The sequence below is a fragment of the Pedobacter frigoris genome (genome assembly GCF_032678645.1).
Taxonomy (GTDB): Bacteria; Bacteroidota; Bacteroidia; order Sphingobacteriales; family Sphingobacteriaceae; genus Pedobacter; species Pedobacter frigoris_A.
Genome location: NZ_JAVTSP010000004.1, coordinates 563108 through 584391, shown reverse-complemented (window position 1 = coordinate 584391; position 21284 = coordinate 563108). Strand labels below are relative to the sequence as shown.

The 21284-nt window shown below is 39.5% G+C and carries 18 protein-coding genes; 9 read left to right on the top strand and 9 right to left on the bottom strand.

The window, feature by feature from the left end; all coding sequences use genetic code 11:
• Nucleotides 1-193 precede the first annotated feature (193 nt).
• Nucleotides 194-724 carry a DUF5606 domain-containing protein gene (locus tag R2Q78_RS16030; protein WP_316793539.1) on the bottom strand — a complete coding sequence of 177 codons (531 nt, stop codon included), beginning with the start codon at nt 722-724 and terminating at the stop codon, nt 194-196.
• 2 nt (nt 725-726) lie between these two features.
• Nucleotides 727-1164, bottom strand: coding sequence for a peptidylprolyl isomerase (locus R2Q78_RS16025; RefSeq protein WP_316793538.1), 438 nt, complete (start codon nt 1162-1164; stop codon nt 727-729).
• Nucleotides 1165-1258: 94 nt separating this feature from the next.
• Here R2Q78_RS16025 and R2Q78_RS16020 point away from each other — a divergent pair, with 94 nt between their 5' ends.
• Nucleotides 1259-2521, top strand: a complete 1263-nt coding sequence (locus R2Q78_RS16020) for an asparagine synthetase B (RefSeq protein WP_410478493.1) — start codon at nt 1259-1261, stop codon at nt 2519-2521.
• On the opposite strand, the gene R2Q78_RS16015 is transcribed toward R2Q78_RS16020, so the two are convergent.
• Genes R2Q78_RS16015 through lpxK form a run of 3 tightly spaced genes read right to left on the bottom strand, consistent with a single transcriptional unit; the run spans nt 2518 to nt 6384 of the window.
• Nucleotides 2518-4542, bottom strand: coding sequence for a putative porin (locus R2Q78_RS16015; RefSeq protein WP_316793537.1), 2025 nt, complete (start codon nt 4540-4542; stop codon nt 2518-2520). The genes R2Q78_RS16020 and R2Q78_RS16015 overlap by 4 nt on opposite strands.
• Nucleotides 4542-5357, bottom strand: a complete 816-nt coding sequence (locus tag R2Q78_RS16010) for a purine-nucleoside phosphorylase (RefSeq protein ID WP_316793536.1) — start codon at nt 5355-5357, stop codon at nt 4542-4544. Before R2Q78_RS16010 ends, R2Q78_RS16015 begins: the two co-directional genes overlap by 1 nt.
• Entirely contained in the window at nt 5329-6384 is a 1056-nt protein-coding gene (gene lpxK, locus R2Q78_RS16005; RefSeq protein WP_316793535.1) for a tetraacyldisaccharide 4'-kinase, read from the bottom strand. The genes R2Q78_RS16010 and lpxK overlap by 29 nt, the downstream gene beginning before the upstream one ends.
• A 70-nt stretch (nt 6385-6454) precedes the next feature.
• On the opposite strand from lpxK, the gene pruA reads away from it, so the two are divergent.
• Nucleotides 6455-8089 carry an L-glutamate gamma-semialdehyde dehydrogenase gene (gene pruA / locus R2Q78_RS16000; RefSeq protein WP_316793534.1) on the top strand — a complete coding sequence of 545 codons (1635 nt, stop codon included), beginning with the start codon at nt 6455-6457 and terminating at the stop codon, nt 8087-8089.
• Between the two features lie 53 nt (nt 8090-8142).
• On the opposite strand, the gene R2Q78_RS15995 is transcribed toward pruA, so the two are convergent.
• From R2Q78_RS15995 to R2Q78_RS15985, 3 genes are all read right to left on the bottom strand, one after another.
• Complete coding sequence (locus R2Q78_RS15995; RefSeq protein ID WP_316793533.1) at nt 8143-8778, bottom strand: carbonic anhydrase family protein; 636 nt, start codon at nt 8776-8778, stop codon at nt 8143-8145.
• A 10-nt stretch (nt 8779-8788) separates the two neighbouring features.
• Nucleotides 8789-10393 carry a SulP family inorganic anion transporter gene (locus tag R2Q78_RS15990; RefSeq protein ID WP_316793532.1) on the bottom strand — a complete coding sequence of 535 codons (1605 nt, stop codon included), beginning with the start codon at nt 10391-10393 and terminating at the stop codon, nt 8789-8791.
• 81 nt (nt 10394-10474) lie between these two features.
• Nucleotides 10475-10813 carry a hypothetical protein gene (locus R2Q78_RS15985; protein ID WP_316793531.1) on the bottom strand — a complete coding sequence of 113 codons (339 nt, stop codon included), beginning with the start codon at nt 10811-10813 and terminating at the stop codon, nt 10475-10477.
• 193 nt (nt 10814-11006) lie between these two features.
• On the opposite strand from R2Q78_RS15985, the gene R2Q78_RS15980 reads away from it, so the two are divergent.
• The 7 genes from R2Q78_RS15980 (at nt 11007) to R2Q78_RS15950 (ending at nt 19251) form a co-directional block, all read left to right on the top strand.
• Complete coding sequence (locus R2Q78_RS15980; protein ID WP_316793530.1) at nt 11007-12242, top strand: porin; 1236 nt, start codon at nt 11007-11009, stop codon at nt 12240-12242.
• Between the two features lie 25 nt (nt 12243-12267).
• On the top strand, nt 12268-13809 hold the full coding sequence (locus tag R2Q78_RS15975; RefSeq protein ID WP_316793529.1) for an acyl-CoA carboxylase subunit beta: 1542 nt from the start codon (nt 12268-12270) through the stop codon (nt 13807-13809).
• Complete coding sequence (locus R2Q78_RS15970) at nt 13809-14972, top strand: MFS transporter (RefSeq protein ID WP_316793528.1); 1164 nt, start codon at nt 13809-13811, stop codon at nt 14970-14972. The genes R2Q78_RS15975 and R2Q78_RS15970 overlap by 1 nt, the downstream gene beginning before the upstream one ends.
• Before the next feature lie 5 nt (nt 14973-14977).
• The gene (locus R2Q78_RS15965) at nt 14978-15397 is read left to right on the top strand and encodes a GNAT family N-acetyltransferase (protein ID WP_316793527.1); all 420 of its coding nucleotides are present in this window, start codon (nt 14978-14980) and stop codon (nt 15395-15397) included.
• Between the two features lie 52 nt (nt 15398-15449).
• Complete coding sequence (locus tag R2Q78_RS15960; protein WP_316793526.1) at nt 15450-16565, top strand: M42 family metallopeptidase; 1116 nt, start codon at nt 15450-15452, stop codon at nt 16563-16565.
• Nucleotides 16566-16698: 133 nt separating this feature from the next.
• The gene (locus tag R2Q78_RS15955; protein WP_316793525.1) at nt 16699-18249 is read left to right on the top strand and encodes a helicase HerA-like domain-containing protein; all 1551 of its coding nucleotides are present in this window, start codon (nt 16699-16701) and stop codon (nt 18247-18249) included.
• Nucleotides 18250-18351: 102 nt separating this feature from the next.
• Nucleotides 18352-19251, top strand: coding sequence for an NDP-sugar synthase (locus tag R2Q78_RS15950; RefSeq protein WP_316793524.1), 900 nt, complete (start codon nt 18352-18354; stop codon nt 19249-19251).
• An 81-nt stretch (nt 19252-19332) separates the two neighbouring features.
• Here R2Q78_RS15950 and dnaK read toward each other — a convergent pair whose 3' ends face one another.
• Nucleotides 19333-21249 (bottom strand): molecular chaperone DnaK, encoded by a 1917-nt coding sequence (dnaK, locus tag R2Q78_RS15945; RefSeq protein ID WP_316793523.1) that lies wholly within the window; start codon nt 21247-21249, stop codon nt 19333-19335.
• Nucleotides 21250-21284 lie beyond the last annotated feature (35 nt).

Here is a 21284-nt window from a genome sequence, read left to right as displayed (position 1 = left end):
AATCTATTTAGCGATGCATATAGTCCGCTACAATGTTGTCATCACTTTGAGTATGATGAGCTCTATTTTATTACCTACGTTTCTGTTGAGTAGCCAGGAATACCTAACTAAGTGTTACTCAAATGTCCATTAAAAACAAGCAGCCCCGGCGGTTTGCCAGGGCTGCTTTTATCTTATCGTGTTGTCCTAAAAATTACACTCCTTTTTTACTTGTCATGCTTGCTTTTTTAGCAGGCGCTTTGCTTGTCGCTTTAACGTTCGCAGGCTTAGGTGTAGCCTTTGGTTTCTTTTCCACTTTTTCTTCAACTTTAACTCCATCCTGCTCAATAGCTTCAGGAGCAGCCTCATTAAATAAAGGAAGTTCTTTCAAAATATGAAACCAGCTTACGATCTTCTTCATATCAGAAGCATAAACTTTTTCCTGATCGTGCGCAGGAGCAACTTCAAGGAAAAATTTCTTTAGTGTTGGTCCATCAGCTTTGGCATCAGGAACAGTTCCTTTAGCAGCTGTAATGTTAGCCAAAACATCTACCAGTTTCAGATCTTCATCTTCACCATAGATAGTGATGTCTTCCAGTGAAGCTAATTTAGTTGTAGTAATATTGGCTACAATTTTTACCTTCTGGGCATCAAGACTTTCCAAAACATATCCGCCTTTATTTTGTCCTACCAATTTGAATAGGCCCGGTCTTCCGGATACAGCAACGATTCCTCTTAAGTTCATAATTAATCTTCTATTACTTCTATTCCTAAAATTTTGTCTCCTTGTCTGATGCTGTCAACAACATCAACATTTTCAATTACTTTACCGAAACAAGTATGGTTTCTGTCTAAATGAGCAGTATTGTCTCTGCTATGGCAAATGAAAAACTGTGATCCACCTGTATTTCTTCCGGCGTGCGCCATTGATAATACACCACGATCATGGTATTGGTTCTCTCCTGTTAACTCACAATCAATTTTATAGCCCGGACCACCAGCACCAGTACCTGTAGGATCACCTCCCTGAACAACAAAGTTAGGGATCACTCTGTGAAATGTAACACCATTATAATATCCTTCGTTGGCTAATTTTTTAAAGTTAGCAACTGTATTTGGGGCATCCTGATCGTAAAACTGAACGGTCATATCGCCTTTATCTGTTTTAATTATTGCTTTGCTCATGTGATATTTTGTAAATGCCAAACTTAGCTAAATTTGTAATGATATGCAATATGCGGCCTTTTTCTTACATTCGTATTTACCGATTTCACTATTTATGATGTTCAAAAGATCCCTTATCCTATTTTTCTTGTTGACCGTTAGCATTATTGCCAGGGCCTCTTCAATTCTTATTTACATGGATGAAGATCAGAAAAATCATTTGAAAGCATACGGTATTGCTTACTGGAGCATCAAGCAAAATGCCGACGTCAGCTGGCTGTTGAACTACCGCGGCGGCAGTTTTTTAATTGGTTATAACAAGGCCGTAGAAGAGGAATGCAAAACCAGGGGCGTCTCTTACCAGATTCTTGCCGACGGGAAGGTAACGGCCATCTTAAATGAGATCAGTGATCCACAGGTAAACATGGAAATGGTAAAGTTGGAAAAAGCACCTAAGATTGCCGTGTATTCACCAAAAAGCAAATTACCCTGGGATGATGCAGTAACTATGGTACTTACTTATGCGGAGATTCCTTACGAGGTAGTCTATGATGATGATGTATTAAGAGATAAATTATCCGGATATGATTGGCTGCATTTGCACCACGAAGATTTTACCGGGCAGTATGGACGTTTCTGGAGTGCATATCGAACCCATAACTGGTATCGTGAGGATGTGAAAAATCAGGAAGCAACAGCAAAAAGAAACGGGTTTAATAAAGTATCTCAAATGAAGCTGGAAGTAGCCAAAAGAATCCGGGATTTTTGTGCCGGCGGAGGCTTTTTATTTGCCATGTGTTCTGGTACAGATAGTTTTGACATCGCATTGAGTGCAGAAGGCGTAGACATTTGTGAAAGTATGTTTGATGGTGATGGTGCCGACGCACAGGCACAGGCGAAGATCAATTTCAACAGGACTTATGCCTTTAAAGATTTTAAGCTCAATGTAAATCCCAATGAATATGAGTTTTCAGACATTGATGTTACCCAAACCCGTACATTGATTCAATCAAATGACTATTTTACTTTATTTGATTTTTCTGCCAAATGGGATTTGGTGCCGACGATGCTTACACAAAATCATGATAAGGTGATCAAAGGCTTCATGGGGCAGACTACAGCTTTCAGAAAGCGGCTTGTAAAACCAAGTGTTACCGTACTTGGTGAAAATAAGGGAGCTGAAGAAGTACGTTACCTAAACGGAGTAATCGGAAAAGGTCAGTTTACTTTTTATGGGGGTCATGATCCTGAAGATTATCAGCATCAGGTAGGTGATCCGCCAACTGATCTGAACCTGCACCCAAATTCGCCGGGATACCGTCTGATATTGAATAACGTATTGTTTCCAGCAGCTAAAAAGAAACCGCAAAAGACTTAGTCGTAAAAATTCCAGCTCACGCCAAATTTAAACAACAGTCTGTCAGGCATCGGATAACTTTTTACAGTATAATACCCTTTGGAAAGAAGTCCCTGATTGATATAATCACACTTTACAAAAAGATTTGCCCTGCGCAAACTTGCCTTTACCCATACATCAAGCACCGGCTCTGATTTATACTTGATCTTATCGCCTATATAAAACTGACCGGCAGGCACAGAATAAGAATACGCATAATATGGTGTATTATACCTGATATCAAAACCTACATTGGTTTTAAGCACTTTGAAGAAAGTCTGGTCAATATAAAAACTATTGAAAGTATAGACTTCAGGTGTCCGCAGGATATTGCTGTTGTCAGTCTTCTGATACACGATATAGCTATCGAGGTTAAACTTGCCAAAAGTTATTTTTTTGCCCAGGGTTATTTTCAGCAAATTGATGGTAGACCCCGCCTGGGCCGGACGGATATTTACCGTGTCCGGACCTGTGGTACCAACCTGCTCAAAATACAAGTATTTGTCTATTAAAAAGTACTGAGCTCCTGCATCAAGATTTAACTTGTCAATGATGTAGTTGAACGACATATTGATCGTCTTGGTACGATCAAACTTAAAGCCTTGTGCATCTCCGGACCAATTGTAGTGATTACCTACATAATTGTTATAAATTTCTTCAGGAGATTTATTCTGGAAATAGGCTCCCAGTACAATACGACCGATTGATTTACTCAGCAGCACATTACTCTTTGCCTCGTAAAGAAAATCACCAGTATTTCTACCCTGGAAGATCTGCTGTAAATCAACGTTAAGGTCTATCCTGTTACTGAACCTGTATCCTGCAGTACCCAGCAAGGTTACGTTTTGAAAACTTGAAGAATAATCATATGACCTCATGTTATTCTTATACAATGACATTTGGTTGTATTTATAAAAGTCATGCCTGATCCCCGCGTCGAGCTTCAACTCGTTTTTGATAAGGGAGCTTGACTTTGCCCGGAGAAAAAAACTGTAGATGAACTCATTCTGAACCTGTGTATAGCGCGTACTGTCATTTGTAAATGTAGTGTCGAGTGCACCTCTGGGAAAAATACTGTGGTCATCAGCCTGGTCCTTTCTAAATCCGTAGGAATTGGCACTATACTTAAAGGTATAGCTGACCTTGTTAGTTGGCAATATCTTCTTTGTGATCTCCTGCGCGAGGCTATCTATACGTCCTACGAAATACGTCTGCTTTAACATGAAAGAACTCTGACGATAAATTCTTCTTGAATTTGATAGTCTTACCGGTTCAGACAAGTGGTCTACCTTTACTCCTGTGCCCGTAAAAAGGGTATCATTGGTTGGTGCCCCGTTTTCATTAGCCTTTAAGGTATTGAATACTGCGCTGGTCCACAAATTATAACGCTTGTTGGGTGATTGATACCAGGAGAATAAAGCACCGTTCAGATCATCACCACGTTGTCTGCTATAATATCCATTGGCTCCTATCCGGTTGAAATTGGCGCCTATGTTAAAATTAGGTTTAATATTTTGAGAATGGACTACTCTAAATACCTGTTCAGCCTCTCCGGCGCTCACGTAATATAAACTTGTAAATGGAGTTCTGGCCTGATAATATTTAATATCGTCGTGGGTAAGTGCATAATAATCTAACGTATGAAAACCTGCATCAAAGCCTATGGTTTTCACCGGCTCAAACAAAAGTGGCATAGCTGACAGTCCAAGGTTTCCTACGCCAACCGTCGGGCGTTTTGGTTGTACCAGGATATTGAAATTATGAAACCCCTGCAATGTAGTATCTAAAGCCAGCGTCTGGATGCTGTCTTTAGTAAGCCGAAGTGTTGTATATCTGATAAACCGGGAAGTGAAAATGATGGAATCTTTGGCATTCTCTTCCTTTTTTCTCAGGGAGTCAAGTTCCTTATTGTCATTGACCGATGTTTTTAAATCCTGGGCAAATAATTGCCCGCCACCCAGAATGACTAAGCAAAAAACAATGAAAGCAATGTTTTTATACATTATAAAGTTGATATTAACTGGCTCAATATTTTAGTCATCTTTGGTTCTGCGGCTTTAGCTGTCTCCAGTATTTCTTCTAAACTCACCGGCTCAAGAACTTCGGGAAATCCCTCATCCGTTAGCACAGAAATTGCAAATACAGGTATACTCATATGTTTGGCCACAATCACTTCAGGAACAGTACTCATTCCAACTGCATCACCGCCTATAATACGAAGGTAGTTGTATTCTGCCTTGGTTTCCAGATTAGGTCCCGTTACGGCTATGTAAACGCCCTGGTGACAGGTTATGTTGTCTTCCTTAGCTATATTCAATGCTTTTTCTACGAGCTTTCTATCATAAGGCTGGCTCATATCAGGAAAACGAGGCCCCATATCCGCATCGTTATTACCCCTCAAAGGACTTTCAGGTTGTAAATTGATATGATCATTGATCACCATCAGGTCGCCTTTTTTAAATTCAGGATTTAAAGACCCTGCGGCATTGGATACAAATAAATGAGCAATGCCCAATACTTTCATCACCCTGATCGGAAAGGTAATTTGCTGCATACTATATCCTTCATAATAATGCAGCCTGCCTTGCATGGCTATTACTTTTTTCCCATTTAGCTTTCCAAATATCAGTTTGCCTGAATGAAACTCCAGTGTAGAAATGGGAAAATTAGGGATGTTTGAGTACATCAACTGGTACTCTACCTCAATATCTTTTACCAGACCGCCCAAACCGGTCCCCAGAACTATCCCAATTTCAGGTTGAAAATTATCTGTTTTACGTTTTATATATTCAACGGTTTCGTGTAGTGCTTGAAACATAGTCTAAAATCTTTTGATCAAATGTAGCTTTATCTTCTGCCTGTATCTCAACCCTGATCGGTAAATAATACACCGGCAAATTTAAAAGTAATTCTTTTAATGCATCATCTAATAAACGTTGTGCATCTTTTTCTGTTGTGAGGATGATTTTTTTTACTGAAAGGTCTTCCTGATAGTCCTTTATCAGCTTTCTAATATTTTGATGACTAAACTGGTAATGGTCTGGATAGTCATGATGATGTATAGATGCAGTAAATTCCCTTAAATACGAAAGCAATGGTTTTGGATTCGCTATACCTGTCAGGAGAAACACGGAAGTATCTGGCGTAACCGCCAATGGGTCACTTTTAGTAAATAAAGGTACTAAGTCCTGATAGTTAAGAAAGGAAAATGAAAGCATTTGCCCTTCATCATTCGCGAACTTTCTTTTGCAGGCCAGCCGCTGTTCAGCAGAAATATCAGCGGGAGCTTTAGTTACAAGTAGTGCTTGTGCTCTTTTACATCCGCTAAAAGATTCTCTCAGGTTTCCGGCCGGCAATAAAAACCGAGGGCTTAGTAATTTTTGATATTCGAAAAGAAGGATACTGAACCCTGCCTGAACTTTCCGATGCTGAAAGGCATCATCTAAAATAATCAGGTCGTGATGGCCTTTTAACTGATTGATCCCTGTTACCCTGTCTTCGCATACCGCTACTGTGACGTCGGGAAATTTATTGTAAAACTGCAAAGGTTCATCACCTATTGTACCGGCAGTTGATGATTCATCTGCAAGTATAAAGCCTTTTGTTTTTCTCCCGTAGCCCCGGCTGAGGATCGCAATGCGCTTATCTGGAAATAAACTGACAAGATATTCTGTTACAGGGCTCTTACCTGATCCTCCCACAACCAAATTTCCTACACAGATTACAGGCAGCTCAAATCTTACAGATTTTAATACCCCTGCATCATATAGCTTATTCCTAATCAGAATAATAAGGCCATATAGTAAAGAAAACGGAAGTAGCAGTAATCGTAAATATTTTATCATGGATCGGATCAAAAATAAGAATTATTACAGCTCAAAAACTGCTATCTTTGCGGAAATAATATTTTATATCATGCTTAAAGGATTTTTTAACGTACCAGCTCCTGTGAATGAGCCCATTTTGGGTTACGCGCCAGGAAGTAAAGAACGTGAACTTTTGAAGGCTGCTTTAGCCGATGCCCGTTCCAAACAAATTGAAATGCCCATGTATATAGGCGGTAAGGAAGTACATACCGATAACAAAGGAATTACTACTCCTCCGCATGACCATAAACATGTTTTAGGTCAGTACAGCAAGGGTGACAAAACCCATGTGACACAAGCTATTGATGCTGCATTGGCAGCAAAGGCCAATTGGGAAAATTTAGCATGGGAGCATCGTGCCGCCATATTCTTAAAAGCTGCAGACTTAATTGCAGGTCCTTACCGTTACAAATTAAATGCGGCGACAATGCTTGGCCAGTCGAAAAATGCATATCAGGCTGAGATTGACTCTGCATGTGAGCTGATCGACTTTCTTCGTTTCAATGTAAGCTACATGAGCGAAATATATAAACAACAACCTCCTGTTTCTCCTAAAGGTTCATGGAACAGAGTGGAGCAACGTCCGCTTGAGGGTTTTGTATTTGCCTTAACTCCGTTTAACTTTACTGCTATTGCTGGTAACTTACCTACATCTGCCGCCATGATGGGCAATGTTGTGGTATGGAAACCTGCAAATACACAAATATTTGCTGCAAACGTATTGATGCAGATCTTCAGAGAAGCTGGCCTTCCTGACGGTGTTATTAACCTTGTTTATGTTTCCGGTCCTGATGCAGGTGACGTGATCTTCAGTCATCCTGATTTTGCGGGTATCCACTTCACGGGCTCTACCGGCGTTTTCCAAAATATCTGGAAAACGATTGGTAACAACATTCATAAATTCAAAACTTATCCACGTATTGTTGGTGAAACCGGCGGTAAAGATTTTATCCTTGTTCATGGTTCTGCAGAAGCTGAATCTTCAAGTACAGCAATTATCCGTGGTGCTTTTGAATACCAGGGACAAAAATGTTCTGCTGCTTCGCGCGTATACGTGGCAAAGAGCGTTTGGCCTAAGGTTAAAGAATACATGCTGCGCGATCTTGCTACCTTTAAAATGGGCGGAACTGAAGACTTTAGCAATTTCATCAACGCTGTGATCGACGAAAACTCTTTTGATAAATTAGCCAAGTACATTGATGAAGCTAAAAAAGACAGTGCAGTTGAGGTGATCGCCGGTGGAAATTATGATAAATCTAAAGGATACTTTATAGAGCCAACGGTATTGGTGGTTCAGGATCCAATGTACACCACGATGTGTGAAGAACTATTTGGTCCGGTACTGACGATCTATGTATACGACGATGCAGACTTCGACAAGGTTTTAGATATTGTTGATTCTACTTCAATCTACGCTTTAACCGGTGCAGTTATTGCTCAGGATCGGTATGTAATTGAAAAAGCAACACAACGCTTGAGAAATGCAGCAGGCAATTTTTACATCAATGATAAGTGTACTGGTGCAGTTGTTGGTCAGCAGCCATTTGGCGGCGCCAGAGGTTCCGGCACTAATGACAAAGCCGGTTCTATGATCAATTTATTGCGTTGGGTTTCTCCACGCACCATCAAAGAGACATTTGATCCACCTAAAGATTACCGTTATCCATTTTTAGCAAATGATTAAATAAAAAACTCCCGGTGATTGCCGGGAGTTTTTTTATTTTGAAAAAAGAAATACTATAGCCAGTTTACAACACCGGTTTCTACATTATAATTGGCTCCTACTATTTTTATCTTTCCATCTTTCTCCATTTGATTTAAAGTGGGGCTCTGATTGCGGATGTCTGCTATGGTTTGTTTCACATTTTGTACATTCAATCTTTCCAACAGATCATAATTTTTGGACGAACGTTCTTCTCCCTCGCTAATAATTCCATCAATAATTGGAGTAAAATGATCTACTAAATGACTAAGATTTTCCATTCCCGTCTCGCGTATTGCATCAGCATCTAATCCGCCTTTTAAAGCTCCGCATTTTGAGTGTCCTAAAACAACAATTAGCTTAGATCCTGCAACATTACAGCCAAATTCCATAGAACCCAAAATGTCTTGATTTGCAAAGTTCCCCGCAATTCTCACACTAAAAACATCTCCTAGTCCTTGGTCAAAGATCAATTCTGCAGACGTACGACTATCTATACAGCTCAATATCACGGCAAATGGCCATTGTCCAGCCCTGGTATCGTTTACTTGTGCAAGCAGATCTCTATTGGCTTTTAAATTTTGTACAAATCTTTCATTACCTTCCCTTAGTATTTCAAATGCTCTTTCAGGGGTAATTGTTGCTTGTGTTTCTAAAGTATGTGCTTTCATTAGTCTATTCTTAATTATTAATTTCTTCTATTACTTTATTGTTCAGTTTTGGAACTGTGTATTGTTGTTTAATATTCTCTAAACTTACGATAATCCCCTTAGTGTAAGCATTATGCTTATAATTAAAAATGGTTTCCAATACATCGGGATCTATATACCTTGAATTGGTTCCATCGATAATTACATTGGTCTCTTTGGGGATTTTAGTCAGCACAACCTGTATGGCTGCTTTGTTGAGGAATGAAACTTCTTCGGCCAGTTTAATTCTGATGTTCTTTTTATTTCCTTCTTCCTGTATCTTATAGAAGTACGGATTACGCATATTTGTACGTAATAAGTAGAATACAGAAAACAGCATACCTATCGCCACACCCTTCAAAAGATCGGTCAGCAATACGGCTATAATAGTGACTACAAACGGGATAAACTGATCCCAGCCTTTGTGAAACATATGCTTAAATAAAGCTACACGTGTTAATTTATAACCAGTCACCAATAAAATGGCAGCTAAACATGCCAAAGGTATCATATTTATAAGACCCGGAATAAGAAGCAAGGATAAAAGTAGCCATACACCATGGAAAATGGCCGACATCTTGGTACGTCCGCCGGCATTTACGTTGGCAGAACTCCTTACGATAACGGAAGTCATAGGTAAACCACCCAATAACCCACTTACCATATTTCCTGCACCTTGTGCCATCAGCTCTCTATTTGTAGGTGACACTCGCTTAATCGGATCTATTTTATCCACGGCTTCAAGACTGAGTAATGTTTCTAAACTTGCCACAACAGCTATTGTAGCAGCTACAATCCATACTTTTCCATTCATTATCTGAGAAAAATCCGGCGCTACAAATAAGCCCTTGAATTCGGCCCAACTATTCACCATGGGAATAGCAACCATTTGATCTGCCTTAAGGGCATAACCAGTATTTTGAAATACTATTGTTAATCCTATACCCAATATAACTACAATAAGGGGTGCCGGGATTACATTTATTTTTTTGAACTTCGACCAAAAAACCAAGATCAATATAGACAGCCCGCTGATTATGATTGCTGCTACACTGAAGTGACTAAGTGCTCCTGATATCGCAGAAAATGTATTCTCATTATCTGTTTGAAAAAAGCTTTCATCTCCGAAAAAATCAGAATCCACTCCCAAAGCATGTGGCAGCTGTTTTAGAATAAGAGTTAATCCGATTGCAGCTAACATTCCCTCAATTACACTTGAAGGAAAGTAATTACCTATTGTGCCTCCTTTTAATAATCCGAGAATCAACTGCATTACCCCTGCCAATACTACTGCAAGCAGGAATGTCTGATATGCCCCAAGCTGATTGATTGCTCCAAGCACAATCGCAGTAAGACCTGCCGCAGGTCCACTAACACTTAATTGGGAGCCGCTTAAACTGGCTACAACTATCCCCCCTACTACTCCCGTGACTATACCTGCAAACAGAGGCGCACCAGATGCCAGTGCTATACCAAGACAGAGTGGCAACGCTACGAGGAACACCACAATACTTGACGGTAAGTCACGCTTTAAATTCTTTTTTAATATATATTTCTTCACTTCCAATCTTGAAAAGATTGAGTTTCCACTTTGCATAAAACGATGTTTTAATGTTTAACTAATTATAATATTGCCCAGCACAACTTGTGTAAACAAGAGCACCAAGCCTATGTTAAATTAGCACCGGTTAGGAGGCGGAGTTGGAACGGAAGGGTGAAATGGATCAACATACCGTTTAAAGTGTTCTATGAAGCTGTTTTTTATACCAAATTGATTAAGTACAAACGAAATATTGTAATCATAATGGAAATCCACTTTATAATCACAAAGTTTTACTTTGGCTTTACCGCCGTCCCCATCTGCACTATGTTCTGCTTCAATCTGCATGATCACAGAATTCATAATTTCCTTATCAATATGACTGAAAAATACAGGTGCACCAGAAATCATCATCTTTGCTGAAAAGATGCCCAGAAAGGCGATGACTATAAATACACTATATTTCCTAAGGAACATTTTAATTTTTCTTTTACATGTCAAAAATAACTCCAAAGATTCCTAACTAACAAATTAACTTGTAAAAAAAATGTAATTTAGTTGTTGCCCCATTTAATTTAAGCAAGGATAACCCGGAAAAAAAATAGTGTTTTATAGATAAATGCAGCTTTTACTGTAATTTAGGCGAATTGACTACAGGTTATTTATATAAATGAAAAAACTACTATTCGGCTTAGCATTCTTATGCCCCTTTCTAGCATATTCACAAAGCAATAATGCGCCTTCATCTTATGATTTACATGAGATTACAATAACAGGGTACCTGCAAACCCAATATCAAAAGGCTCAGTCAGCAGGAATTTTGTCCTTTTCTGGTGGAGATTTCACAAAAAACTCAAGCGAGCGCTTCATGATCAGAAGAGGGAGGTTAAAAATTGACCGGGTTGATAAATACTCCAGTATTGTATTCCAGATAGATGCGACACAAAACGGGGTTCAACTTATGGATGCATTTATACAATTCCATAAACCAGGTTCAAAAACATTCCTGTTCACTGCCGGTTTATTCAACCGCCCTTTCGGTTACTCTATTGTATATTCATCGGGATATAGGGATTTTCCTGAACGGGCCAGGGTTTTTCAGACCTTAATGCCAAGGGAGCGGGACTTGGGTGCAATGATTTCTTTTCGTCCAAAAAAGGATTTTAAGTTTATAACTGCAGAAGTAGCCGTAATAAATGGCAGTGGACACAGTGCAAGGGATTACGACTCTAAGAAGGATATCGTAGGAAATCTGGGTTTTAAATTTGATAGCCTGGCCAATAAAAAACTACATATCGGATTCGGAGGTTCTGTTTATAAAGGATTTGTACGCAGCGACACTGAAACCTATCTCAGCCTTCAAAACAACAGTTACGTAAAAAATACCAGTGCTGACAATGTAAATTGGTATGCAAAGCGCGATTATTATGGAGCCAATCTTCAACTCCAGTATGACAATACTTTTGGGTCTTCTTCTTTAAAAGCAGAATATATAAGCGGAACACAGCCAGGCGTAGGGGCATCCTCATCCATTACCGGACCTGTGGCCAGTACAAGTTTTTCTGCACAGCCTGCGACAGACTTATACCTGCGTTCATTTTCGGGATATTATATATGGTTTACGCAGCAGATTGCAAAAACACATTTAACCGCTCTGGTTGGTTATGATGTCTACGACCCAAATAAACATATCAATGAAAAAGAAATTGGAGCAGCCAACAGTTTCACTACCGCAGGAGATATCAAATTTAGTACTTTGGGATACGGATTAACTTACCTGATAAATCCACGTTTAAAACTTACCGTATACAACGAGCACGTAGTAAATGACCCTACCCAATTGCCACAGTATATTGATGATTTAAAAGATGATGTATTCACTACCAGGCTGCAATATCGCTGGTAATAGTTAGGTTTTTAATAGCATTTAGATGAAGAATAAAATAGAAGTACTTCAGGACAAAATTAAAAAAGCTCAAGCCGGTGGTGGTGAAGCCAGAATAGAAAGTCAGCATAAAAAAGGAAAGTTAACGGCTCGTGAACGCATTCACTTTTTAATGGACGAAAATTCATTTGAAGAAATTGGCATGCTTGTAACACACCGCAGTACGGATTTCGGCATGGAACGTGAAAAGTACCTTGGCGATGGAGTAGTAACAGGATATGGTAATATAAACGGTAGACTGGTATATGTGTTCTCCCAGGACTTTACTGTTTTTGGTGGTTCATTATCGGAAACTCATGCTGAGAAAATATGTAAGATCATGGAAATGGCCATGAAAAATGGCGCCCCCGTGATTGGATTAAATGATAGTGGAGGTGCCAGAATTCAGGAAGGTGTAGTTTCACTTGGCGGTTATGCAGATATTTTTTATAGAAATGTACAGGCCTCAGGTGTCATTCCTCAGCTCTCTGCAATCATGGGCCCTTGTGCAGGCGGTGCGGTTTATTCTCCGGCCATCACCGACTTTATATTAATGGTGGAAAACACATCTTACATGTTCGTAACAGGACCAAATGTGGTAAAAACAGTTACACATGAAGAGGTTAGTTCTGAAGAGCTTGGGGGTGCGACTACACATGCTACAAAATCGGGTGTGACACATTTTGCCTGTGCAAATGAAATAGAGGCTATAAATCATGTAAAAAAACTCTTGAGCTATATGCCTCAGAATTGTGAGGAAATCCCGGCTAACCTACCTTATACTGCTAAGGATGAAACCAGAAATTCATTGGATGTAATCATGCCGGAAAATTCCAATCAGCCATATGACGTAAGAACCGTCATCAATGAAATTGCTGATGAGGAAAGTTTTTTGGAAGTACACAAGGATTATGCAGAAAATATTGTAGTCGGTTTTGCCAGACTGGCTGGCAGAAGCATTGGTATTGTTGCCAACCAGCCTGCCTATCTTGCCGGCGTGCTTGACAACCATGCCTCTACGAAAGCTGCAAGGTTTGTACGTTTCTGCGACTGCTTTAATATTCCTTTACTTGTTTTTGAAGATGTTCCTGGTTTTTTGCCGGGTACTGATCAGGAATGGAATGGAATCATAACAAACGGCGCCAAGCTTTTATATGCATTTAGCGAGGCAACCGTTCCAAGAATCACCGTAATCACCAGGAAAGCTTACGGCGGAGCTTATGATGTAATGAATTCAAAGCATATTGGTGCCGACCTGAATTATGCCTGGCCGACTGCGGAAATTGCAGTAATGGGTGCCAAAGGTGCTGCTGAAATTATATTTAAAAAAGAGATTTCTACCGCTGAAAATCCCGGAGAGAAATGGTTGGAGAAAGAGAAACTTTATTCAGATATATTTGCAAACCCTTACAGAGCAGCGGAAAGAGGCTTTGTTGATGAGGTTATAGAACCATCACAGACGCGGTCTAAACTCGTTAAAGCATTTAAAATGCTGGAAAATAAAGTGGTAAACCTCCCGCGCAAAAAACACGGAAATATACCTCTATAATGAAGTTGAGCCGAACAGACATATTATTAATGGCATTTTGCACTGGCCTGATCGTTGCCAATATCTATTATTGCCAGCCTCTGGTAATTCTAGTTGCAAGAGAATTTGGACTGACAGAAAGTACTGCCGGAAAAATAAGTTATCTCACACAGGCGGGTTATGCTTTAGGCTTATTTTTAATCGTCCCTCTTGGAGATATGTTTGAGCGCAAAAAACAAATTTTATTGATTACAGGCCTGGCAGTTGCCGCTTTGCTTCTGGCAGGCTTTTCACATTCCTTCTTTCTTTTACAGGTAGCGTGTGTGCTCATTGGCGCCAGCTCTATCGTTCCTCAATTAATTTTACCGATGGCTGCAAACCTCAGTTCAGATGAAGAGCGGGGCCAAACCATCGGAATCATCATGAGCGGCTTGCTGATAGGGATCCTTGCATCCAGAGCCGTAAGTGGCAGTATTGGTTTCATCTGGGGATGGCGTTCTGTATATTTTATGGCCGCCGCAATATGCACGCTGTTACTGGGGCTTATGGCTAGAAGATTCCCTGTGAGTAAGCCGTCATTTCAGGGAACCTATGGCGAACTGATGTCGTCCATGTGGCACTATGTCAAAACTCAGCCCGTCTTAAGGGAGGCTTCCCTGATCAATTTTTTAGCCTTTGCCATACTGAGTGCATTCTGGACCACCATGGTTTTATTTCTCGCAAACCCTCCTTTCAGTTTCCAAACACTCCAAATTGGATTATTCGGGATAGCTGGTGCCGCAGGTGCATTGGCAGCCCCTTTGGTTGGAAAGCTGAGTGGTGGTAAAAATCCACGTAAGAATTTAATTATAGGGTTAAGCCTGCAATTGATCAGCATACTTACGTTTTACTTCACCGGGAACCATTTGTTCTTGTTTGTAATCGGAATCATATTAATTGATATTGGACAGCAGGCTATCCACGTTACCAATCAGACAAGGATATATGCTATCTTACCTGAAGCGCGTAATCGGCTGAATACTGTCTTTATGTCCATCAGTTTTGTCGGAGCATCTGTCGGCTCTGCCCTCGGTCTCTGGCTTTGGGACAAAGGACAATGGCCTTTATTTTGTTTGGGAAGTGCGATAGTCATCATCTTGAATATCATTATTTACTATGTTTACAATCATAAACTTCAAAAGTAAATTGCATGTCAACGATTCAAATTGAACAAATAAGGGATGACCTGACCTGGCGAATCAGGCATGAGGCAATGTATCCTGATTTACCATTGGAAGCTGTAAAGTTAGACGACGATGCTGAAGGAACGCACTTTGGACTATATGCGGATGATCAACTCAGTTCTGTAATTTCTATTTTTAATGAAGGGACGGTATATCGGTTCAGAAAATTTGCCACTACAGTGGATGCTCAGGGCAAAGGTTATGGCACAGCGCTATTGAAACACATTATTGAATATGTAACTTGCATGGGAGCCACTATGCTCTGGTGTAATGCGCGTGTGTCAGCGACACCATTTTATGAAAAATTCGGTTTTATTAAAACCAACAAAACATCCCGGAACCACAATATAGATTTTGTCATTATGGAGTTACAACTTGACAATTAACTTGCTGCTCTTGCCTTAGTTTCTATATTTGTTTAGAATTACAACATTAAACATGACAAAGAAAAAAGATGATAAACAGAAACATGTTTCTGTAGTTAATAAGAAATCGCTTCAGTTTTTTGAAAAATACATCAACAATCCTTCACCTACAGGATTTGAATATCCTGGCCAGAAACTATGGCTTGATTATTTGAAACCTTACATAGATGAAAGCTTTATAGATAATTACGGCACTGCTGTGGGCGTAATCAATCCCAAAGCAGATTTCAAGGTAGTAATTGAAGCGCACGCAGATGAAATCTCATGGTTTGTAAACTATATTACGCCCGATGGTCTGATCTATGTGATCAGAAACGGCGGTTCTGATCATCAGATTGCCCCTTCAAAAAGAGTAAATATACATACTGATAAAGGCATGGTTAAAGCTGTATTTGGATGGCCTGCAATACATACCAGAAGTGGTGGCGAAAAAGAAGAAGCTCCTGCACTTAAAAATATATTCCTGGACTGCGGATGTACTTCAAAGGAAGAAGTTGAGAAACTTGGTGTACATGTCGGTTGTGTAATTACCTATGAAGATGAATTTATGATACTGAATGACCGCTACTATGTAGGCCGGGCATTAGACAACAGGGCCGGAGGTTTTATGATAGCTGAAGTTGCCAGGTTACTGCAGGAAAATAAAAAGAAATTACCCTTTGGGTTGTATATAGTAAATTCCGTACAGGAGGAAATTGGATTAAGAGGAGCAGAAATGATTGCCCACAGGATTAAGCCCAATGTAGCGATTGTTACAGACGTAACGCATGATACTTCTACTCCTATGATCAATAAGATTACACAAGGCGACTTATCATGTGGTAAAGGCCCGGTTGTTTCTTATGCTCCGGCAGTACAAACTAATTTAAATAAACTACTCATAGAAACTGCTGAAAAGAATGATATTCCTTTTCAGCGTCAGGCATCATCCCGCTCAACAGGCACCGATACTGATGCTTTTGCTTACTCCAACGGTGGCGTACCCTCAGCATTGATTTCTTTACCTCTACGGTATATGCATACTACAGTAGAAATGATTCATAAAGAAGATGTTGACAATGTGATCAGCCTGATCTACCATTCATTATTGAATATCAAAAAAGACCACGACTTTAAATATTCAAAATAAAATTACGTTGATAATCAAGCGTGTTTGGATCATTCCAGACACGCTTTTTTATTTATATATCATCTCGTTTTATTACATTTATAAATCATCCATCTATAAAAACATCTTATTAATAATAAAACCACCCTTCATTATGAGCGATCAATCAGCAAAATTTATAGAGAAAATTCAGACATCATATAAACCAACTGGCTCCTCTATTTATTTAGGAGCCGGTATATTGGACGGTCAGGTATTGGCAAATGCTGAAGTAAACCTTTCCCTCAAAATGATGAACCGCCATGGCCTGGTTGCAGGCGCAACCGGAACAGGAAAAACAAGGACACTACAGCTTCTTGCCGAACAGCTATCTGATGCCGGCGTGCCAGTATTCATGTTGGATGTGAAAGGTGACCTATCCGGATTAAATCAACCCGGATCAATCAATCCAAAAATAGAGGAAAGAGCCGCTCAATTAAATAAGCCATTTAGTCCGTCAGGGTTCCCTGTGGAGATCTACTCCCTTTCAGGTAAACTGGGGGCTCAGATGAGGGCTACGGTATTAGAATTCGGACCAACTCTACTGGCAAAGATCCTGGATCTTAATGACACGCAGACAGGGGTATTGGCTGTGATCTTTAAATATGCCGATGATAACAAACTACCTGTTATAGACCTGAATGACCTTAAGAAATTGGTATCTTATTTATCCGACGGCATGGGCGCAGACGAAATTAAAGAGTCTTATGGCAAAATATCAGCAGCTACATCGGGAACAATCCTGAGAAAAATAGTCACTATCGAACAACAGGGATTAGGGGCCATGTTTGGGGAAACATCATTTGATATTGAGGATTTATTTGGCAAAACTGATGGCAAAGGAGTAATTAGTTTATTAAATATTTCTGATGTACAAAATCAGCCTGTACTTTATTCGACCTACCTCTTAAGTTTACTGGCCGAGATATTTTATAATATGCCTGAAGTCGGTGACCTGGACAAACCTAAGCTGGTATTTTTCTTTGACGAAGCACATCTCCTTTTTAAAAACTCTTCCAAAACATTTCTTGAACAGATTGAAACAATTATAAGACTGATCAGATCTAAAGGAATAGGCGTTTTTTTCTGTACGCAGGCCCCCACTGATGTACCTGAGAGCGTACTATCTCAACTTGGGAACAGGGTGCAACATGCATTAAGGGCCTTTACTCCAAATGATGTTGATGCACTGAGAAAAACGGTTAATACTTATCCAAAATCAGAATTCTATGAAATTGATAAAACGTTGACTTCATTAGGAACCGGACAAGCCTTGATAACTGTACTGAATGAAAAGGGAATACCAACTGAAGTATCAGCAACCATGCTTACTCCGCCAAGAGCTATAATGGGACCATTGAGTATCGCCGATTACAACAGTTTGATTCAGGCAAGCTCATTGAATGAGAAATACCAAAAATCCATAGATCCCGAAAGTGCGTACGAAATACTTACCAAAAGGGTAAATGATAAACTTACTGAAGAACAGGATGAAGCTGTACAAGAAGAAGTTCCATCTAAAAAAGGCGAAAAAAGCATAGTGGAGCAAGTGATGGGAGCAACCATAACCAGACAGATAGGCAAAGAAATTGTCAGGGGAATCTTCGGGATGTTAACAGGAAAAAAGCCTCGCAGTACAGGAGGAAAAGGGTTTTTCGGATTTTAACTTCCTCAATATCCATATCATACAAAAAAGGATAAATTTAATTTTTCAAAAAACAGAAGTGTTTTTTACCATGAATATAAACCTAATGATTATTTTCGCTGAATGAAACCAACCTTATTAATACTAGCTGCTGGTATGGCAAGTCGCTATGGCAGTATGAAACAAATTGACGGGTTCGGCCCGAATGGTGAAACAATTATTGACTATTCTATATACGATGCAATTAAAGCAGGTTTTGGTAAAGTTGTATTTATCATCAAAGAAGAGTTCTTAGAAGATTTTAAAGCTATTTTTGAAGCAAAGCTTAACGGCAAAATTGAAACAGATTACGTATTTCAAAACTTCGACTTAAAACAATTTGGCATTCAGGAAGAAATCTACCGCGAAAAGCCATGGGGAACTGCTCATGCCATTCTCTCAGGAAGAAACGCAATTAAAGAGCCTTTCTGTGTAATTAATGCTGATGATTATTATGGACTTGACTCATTTCAGAAAATGGTTAAATTCCTGACAACAGAAGCTTCTGATAGCAATTACTCAATTGTTGGATACAAAATGGGTAAAACTTTGTCCGATTTTGGTTCTGTTTCACGTGGTGTTTGCAAAACCAATGATGCCGGTTATCTTGAAGAAATCACAGAAAGAACACAGGTCTATAAAAAAGGAGATAGCATCGTTTACGAAGAAAATGGAGTAGAGTATCCTCTAGAGTTTGACACTCCAGTTTCTATGAATTTCTGGGGATTTACACCTGCTGTTTTTAAACTTACGGAAGAATTGTTCAGGACTTTTGCAATCGAGAATAAAGATAAACCAAAGGCTGAATTTTTTATTCCATTAATTGGAGAGAACTTGGTTAAAACCAATACTGCTTCATTTAAAGTTATACCTACAGACAGTCAATGGTTTGGTGTTACTTATAAGGAAGACAAACCTATTGTACAGGAAAGTATCGACAAATTGATTAAAGAAGGTGCCTACCCTGAGAATCTTTGGAATTAATCAGTTCCAAATAAAGGAATAAAAAGAAAAGCCTCTGATCAACGCGATCAGAGGCTTTTTTCTTTTTGACAAAGCAGATAATTATTTCTTATCGTCTTTTACTTCTTCGAAGTCAACGTCAGTAACATTATCTCCATTATCAGAAGTTTGTGCACCATCATTCGCATTAGCTCCTTCTGGCTGCGCAGTGCCATCCTGGCCTGCTTTATACATTTCTTCTGAAGCTGCATTCCATGCATTTTGAAGTTCTTCCTGAGCCGCATCGATATCAGCAAAGTTTCTTGCTGCATGAGCGTCTTTCAATTTCTTCAAGCCTGCTTCAATAGGAGCTTTTTTGTCTTCAGAAATTTTCTCACCAAACTCCTTCAATTGTTTCTCAGTAGAGAAGATCAAAGCGTCTGCACCATTGATTTTTTCTGCTTCTTCTTTTGCAGCTTTATCTGATTCAGCATTTTTCTCTGCTTCTTCTTTCATTCTTTTGATCTCTTCATCAGTTAAACCAGATGAAGCTTCAATGCGAATCTTTTGTTCTTTACCAGTGGCTTTATCTTTAGCACTTACGTGTAATATACCGTTAGCATCAATATCAAAAGCAACTTCAACTTGAGGAACTCCACGTGGTGCTGGTGGAATACCATCTAATATGAAACGACCAATTGTACGGTTTTGAGCAGCCATTGGGCGCTCACCTTGTAAAATGTGGATTTCTACTGAAGGCTGGTTATCTGCTGCTGTAGAGAAGGTTTCAGCTTTTTTAGATGGAATAGTAGTATTAGCTTCAATAAGCTTAGTCATTACACCACCCATAGTTTCAATACCTAAAGAAAGTGGGGTAACATCTAATAATAATACATCTTTAACTTCGCCTGTTAATACACCACCCTGAATTGCAGCACCAATAGCTACTACCTCATCCGGATTCACACCTTTTGAAGGTTCTTTACCAAAGAAAGCTTTAACAGCATCCTGAATAGCAGGGATACGTGTAGAACCACCAACAAGAATGATCTCATCAATGTCACTTGTCTTTAAACCGGCATTTTTCAAAGCAGATTTACAAGGGTCAATTGTACGTTTAATCAAGTCACTCGCAAGTTGCTCAAATTTAGCACGGCTTAATGTTCTAACTAGGTGTTTTGGACCTGTTGCATCAGCGGTAATGTACGGAAGATTGATTTCAGTAGAGGTTGTACTTGAAAGCTCAATTTTGGCTTTCTCAGCAGCTTCTTTCAAACGCTGTAATGCCATAGGATCCTGGTGTAAATCCATGCCATTTTCGATCTTAAATTCAGCGGCTAACCATTCTATAATGATATGATCAAAGTCATCACCACCTAAGTGAGTATCACCATCAGTTGATTTTACCTCAAATACACCATCACCCAATTCTAATACAGAAACATCATGAGTACCACCACCACAGTCAAACACCACAATTTTCATGTCTTTATGTGCCTTATCCAGACCATAAGCCAAAGCTGCTGCAGTTGGTTCGTTAATGATACGTTTAACTGTTAAACCAGCAATTTCTCCGGCTTCTTTAGTAGCCTGACGTTGTGCATCATTAAAATAAGCAGGCACAGTAATAACTGCTTCTGTTACTTCATGACCCAAAAAGTCTTCTGCAGTTTTTTTCATCTTCTGCAAAATCATCGCTGAAATCTCCTGAGGAGTATATTTACGGTCATCAATTTCAACACGTGGTGTATTATTGTCGCCCTTAACTACTTTATAAGGTACTCTACCAGCTTCTTTTGAAACTTCAGCAAAGCTGCTTCCCATAAAGCGCTTAATTGAAGAAATTGTTTTTGTTGGGTTAGTAATTGCCTGACGTTTCGCCGGCTCTCCTACTTTACGCTCACCATTCTCTGCAAAAGCAACAATGGATGGCGTAGTACGTTTACCCTCACTGTTGGCTATAACTACAGGTTCGTTACCTTCCATTACGGCTACGCAAGAGTTTGTTGTTCCTAAGTCTATACCAATAATTTTTGACATGCTATTTATCTCTGTTTATGTTATGAAATCTTATT

Bases quoted from the DNA above. Each gene is read 5' to 3' on its own strand.
- R2Q78_RS16030 (WP_316793539.1), bottom strand. From the start codon at position 724: ATGAACTTAAGAGGAATCGTTGCTGTATCCGGAAGACCGGGCCTATTC.
- R2Q78_RS16025 (WP_316793538.1), bottom strand. From the start codon at position 1,164: ATGAGCAAAGCAATAATTAAAACAGATAAAGGCGATATGACCGTTCAG.
- R2Q78_RS16020 (WP_410478493.1), top strand. From the start codon at position 1,259: ATGATGTTCAAAAGATCCCTTATCCTATTTTTCTTGTTGACCGTTAGC.
- R2Q78_RS16015 (WP_316793537.1), bottom strand. From the start codon at position 4,542: ATGTATAAAAACATTGCTTTCATTGTTTTTTGCTTAGTCATTCTGGGT.
- R2Q78_RS16010 (WP_316793536.1), bottom strand. From the start codon at position 5,357: ATGTTTCAAGCACTACACGAAACCGTTGAATATATAAAACGTAAAACA.
- lpxK (WP_316793535.1), bottom strand. From the start codon at position 6,384: ATGATAAAATATTTACGATTACTGCTACTTCCGTTTTCTTTACTATAT.
- pruA (WP_316793534.1), top strand. From the start codon at position 6,455: ATGCTTAAAGGATTTTTTAACGTACCAGCTCCTGTGAATGAGCCCATT.
- R2Q78_RS15995 (WP_316793533.1), bottom strand. From the start codon at position 8,778: ATGAAAGCACATACTTTAGAAACACAAGCAACAATTACCCCTGAAAGA.
- R2Q78_RS15990 (WP_316793532.1), bottom strand. From the start codon at position 10,393: ATGCAAAGTGGAAACTCAATCTTTTCAAGATTGGAAGTGAAGAAATAT.
- R2Q78_RS15985 (WP_316793531.1), bottom strand. From the start codon at position 10,813: ATGTTCCTTAGGAAATATAGTGTATTTATAGTCATCGCCTTTCTGGGC.
- R2Q78_RS15980 (WP_316793530.1), top strand. From the start codon at position 11,007: ATGAAAAAACTACTATTCGGCTTAGCATTCTTATGCCCCTTTCTAGCA.
- R2Q78_RS15975 (WP_316793529.1), top strand. From the start codon at position 12,268: ATGAAGAATAAAATAGAAGTACTTCAGGACAAAATTAAAAAAGCTCAA.
- R2Q78_RS15970 (WP_316793528.1), top strand. From the start codon at position 13,809: ATGAAGTTGAGCCGAACAGACATATTATTAATGGCATTTTGCACTGGC.
- R2Q78_RS15965 (WP_316793527.1), top strand. From the start codon at position 14,978: ATGTCAACGATTCAAATTGAACAAATAAGGGATGACCTGACCTGGCGA.
- R2Q78_RS15960 (WP_316793526.1), top strand. From the start codon at position 15,450: ATGACAAAGAAAAAAGATGATAAACAGAAACATGTTTCTGTAGTTAAT.
- R2Q78_RS15955 (WP_316793525.1), top strand. From the start codon at position 16,699: ATGAGCGATCAATCAGCAAAATTTATAGAGAAAATTCAGACATCATAT.
- R2Q78_RS15950 (WP_316793524.1), top strand. From the start codon at position 18,352: ATGAAACCAACCTTATTAATACTAGCTGCTGGTATGGCAAGTCGCTAT.
- dnaK (WP_316793523.1), bottom strand. From the start codon at position 21,249: ATGTCAAAAATTATTGGTATAGACTTAGGAACAACAAACTCTTGCGTA.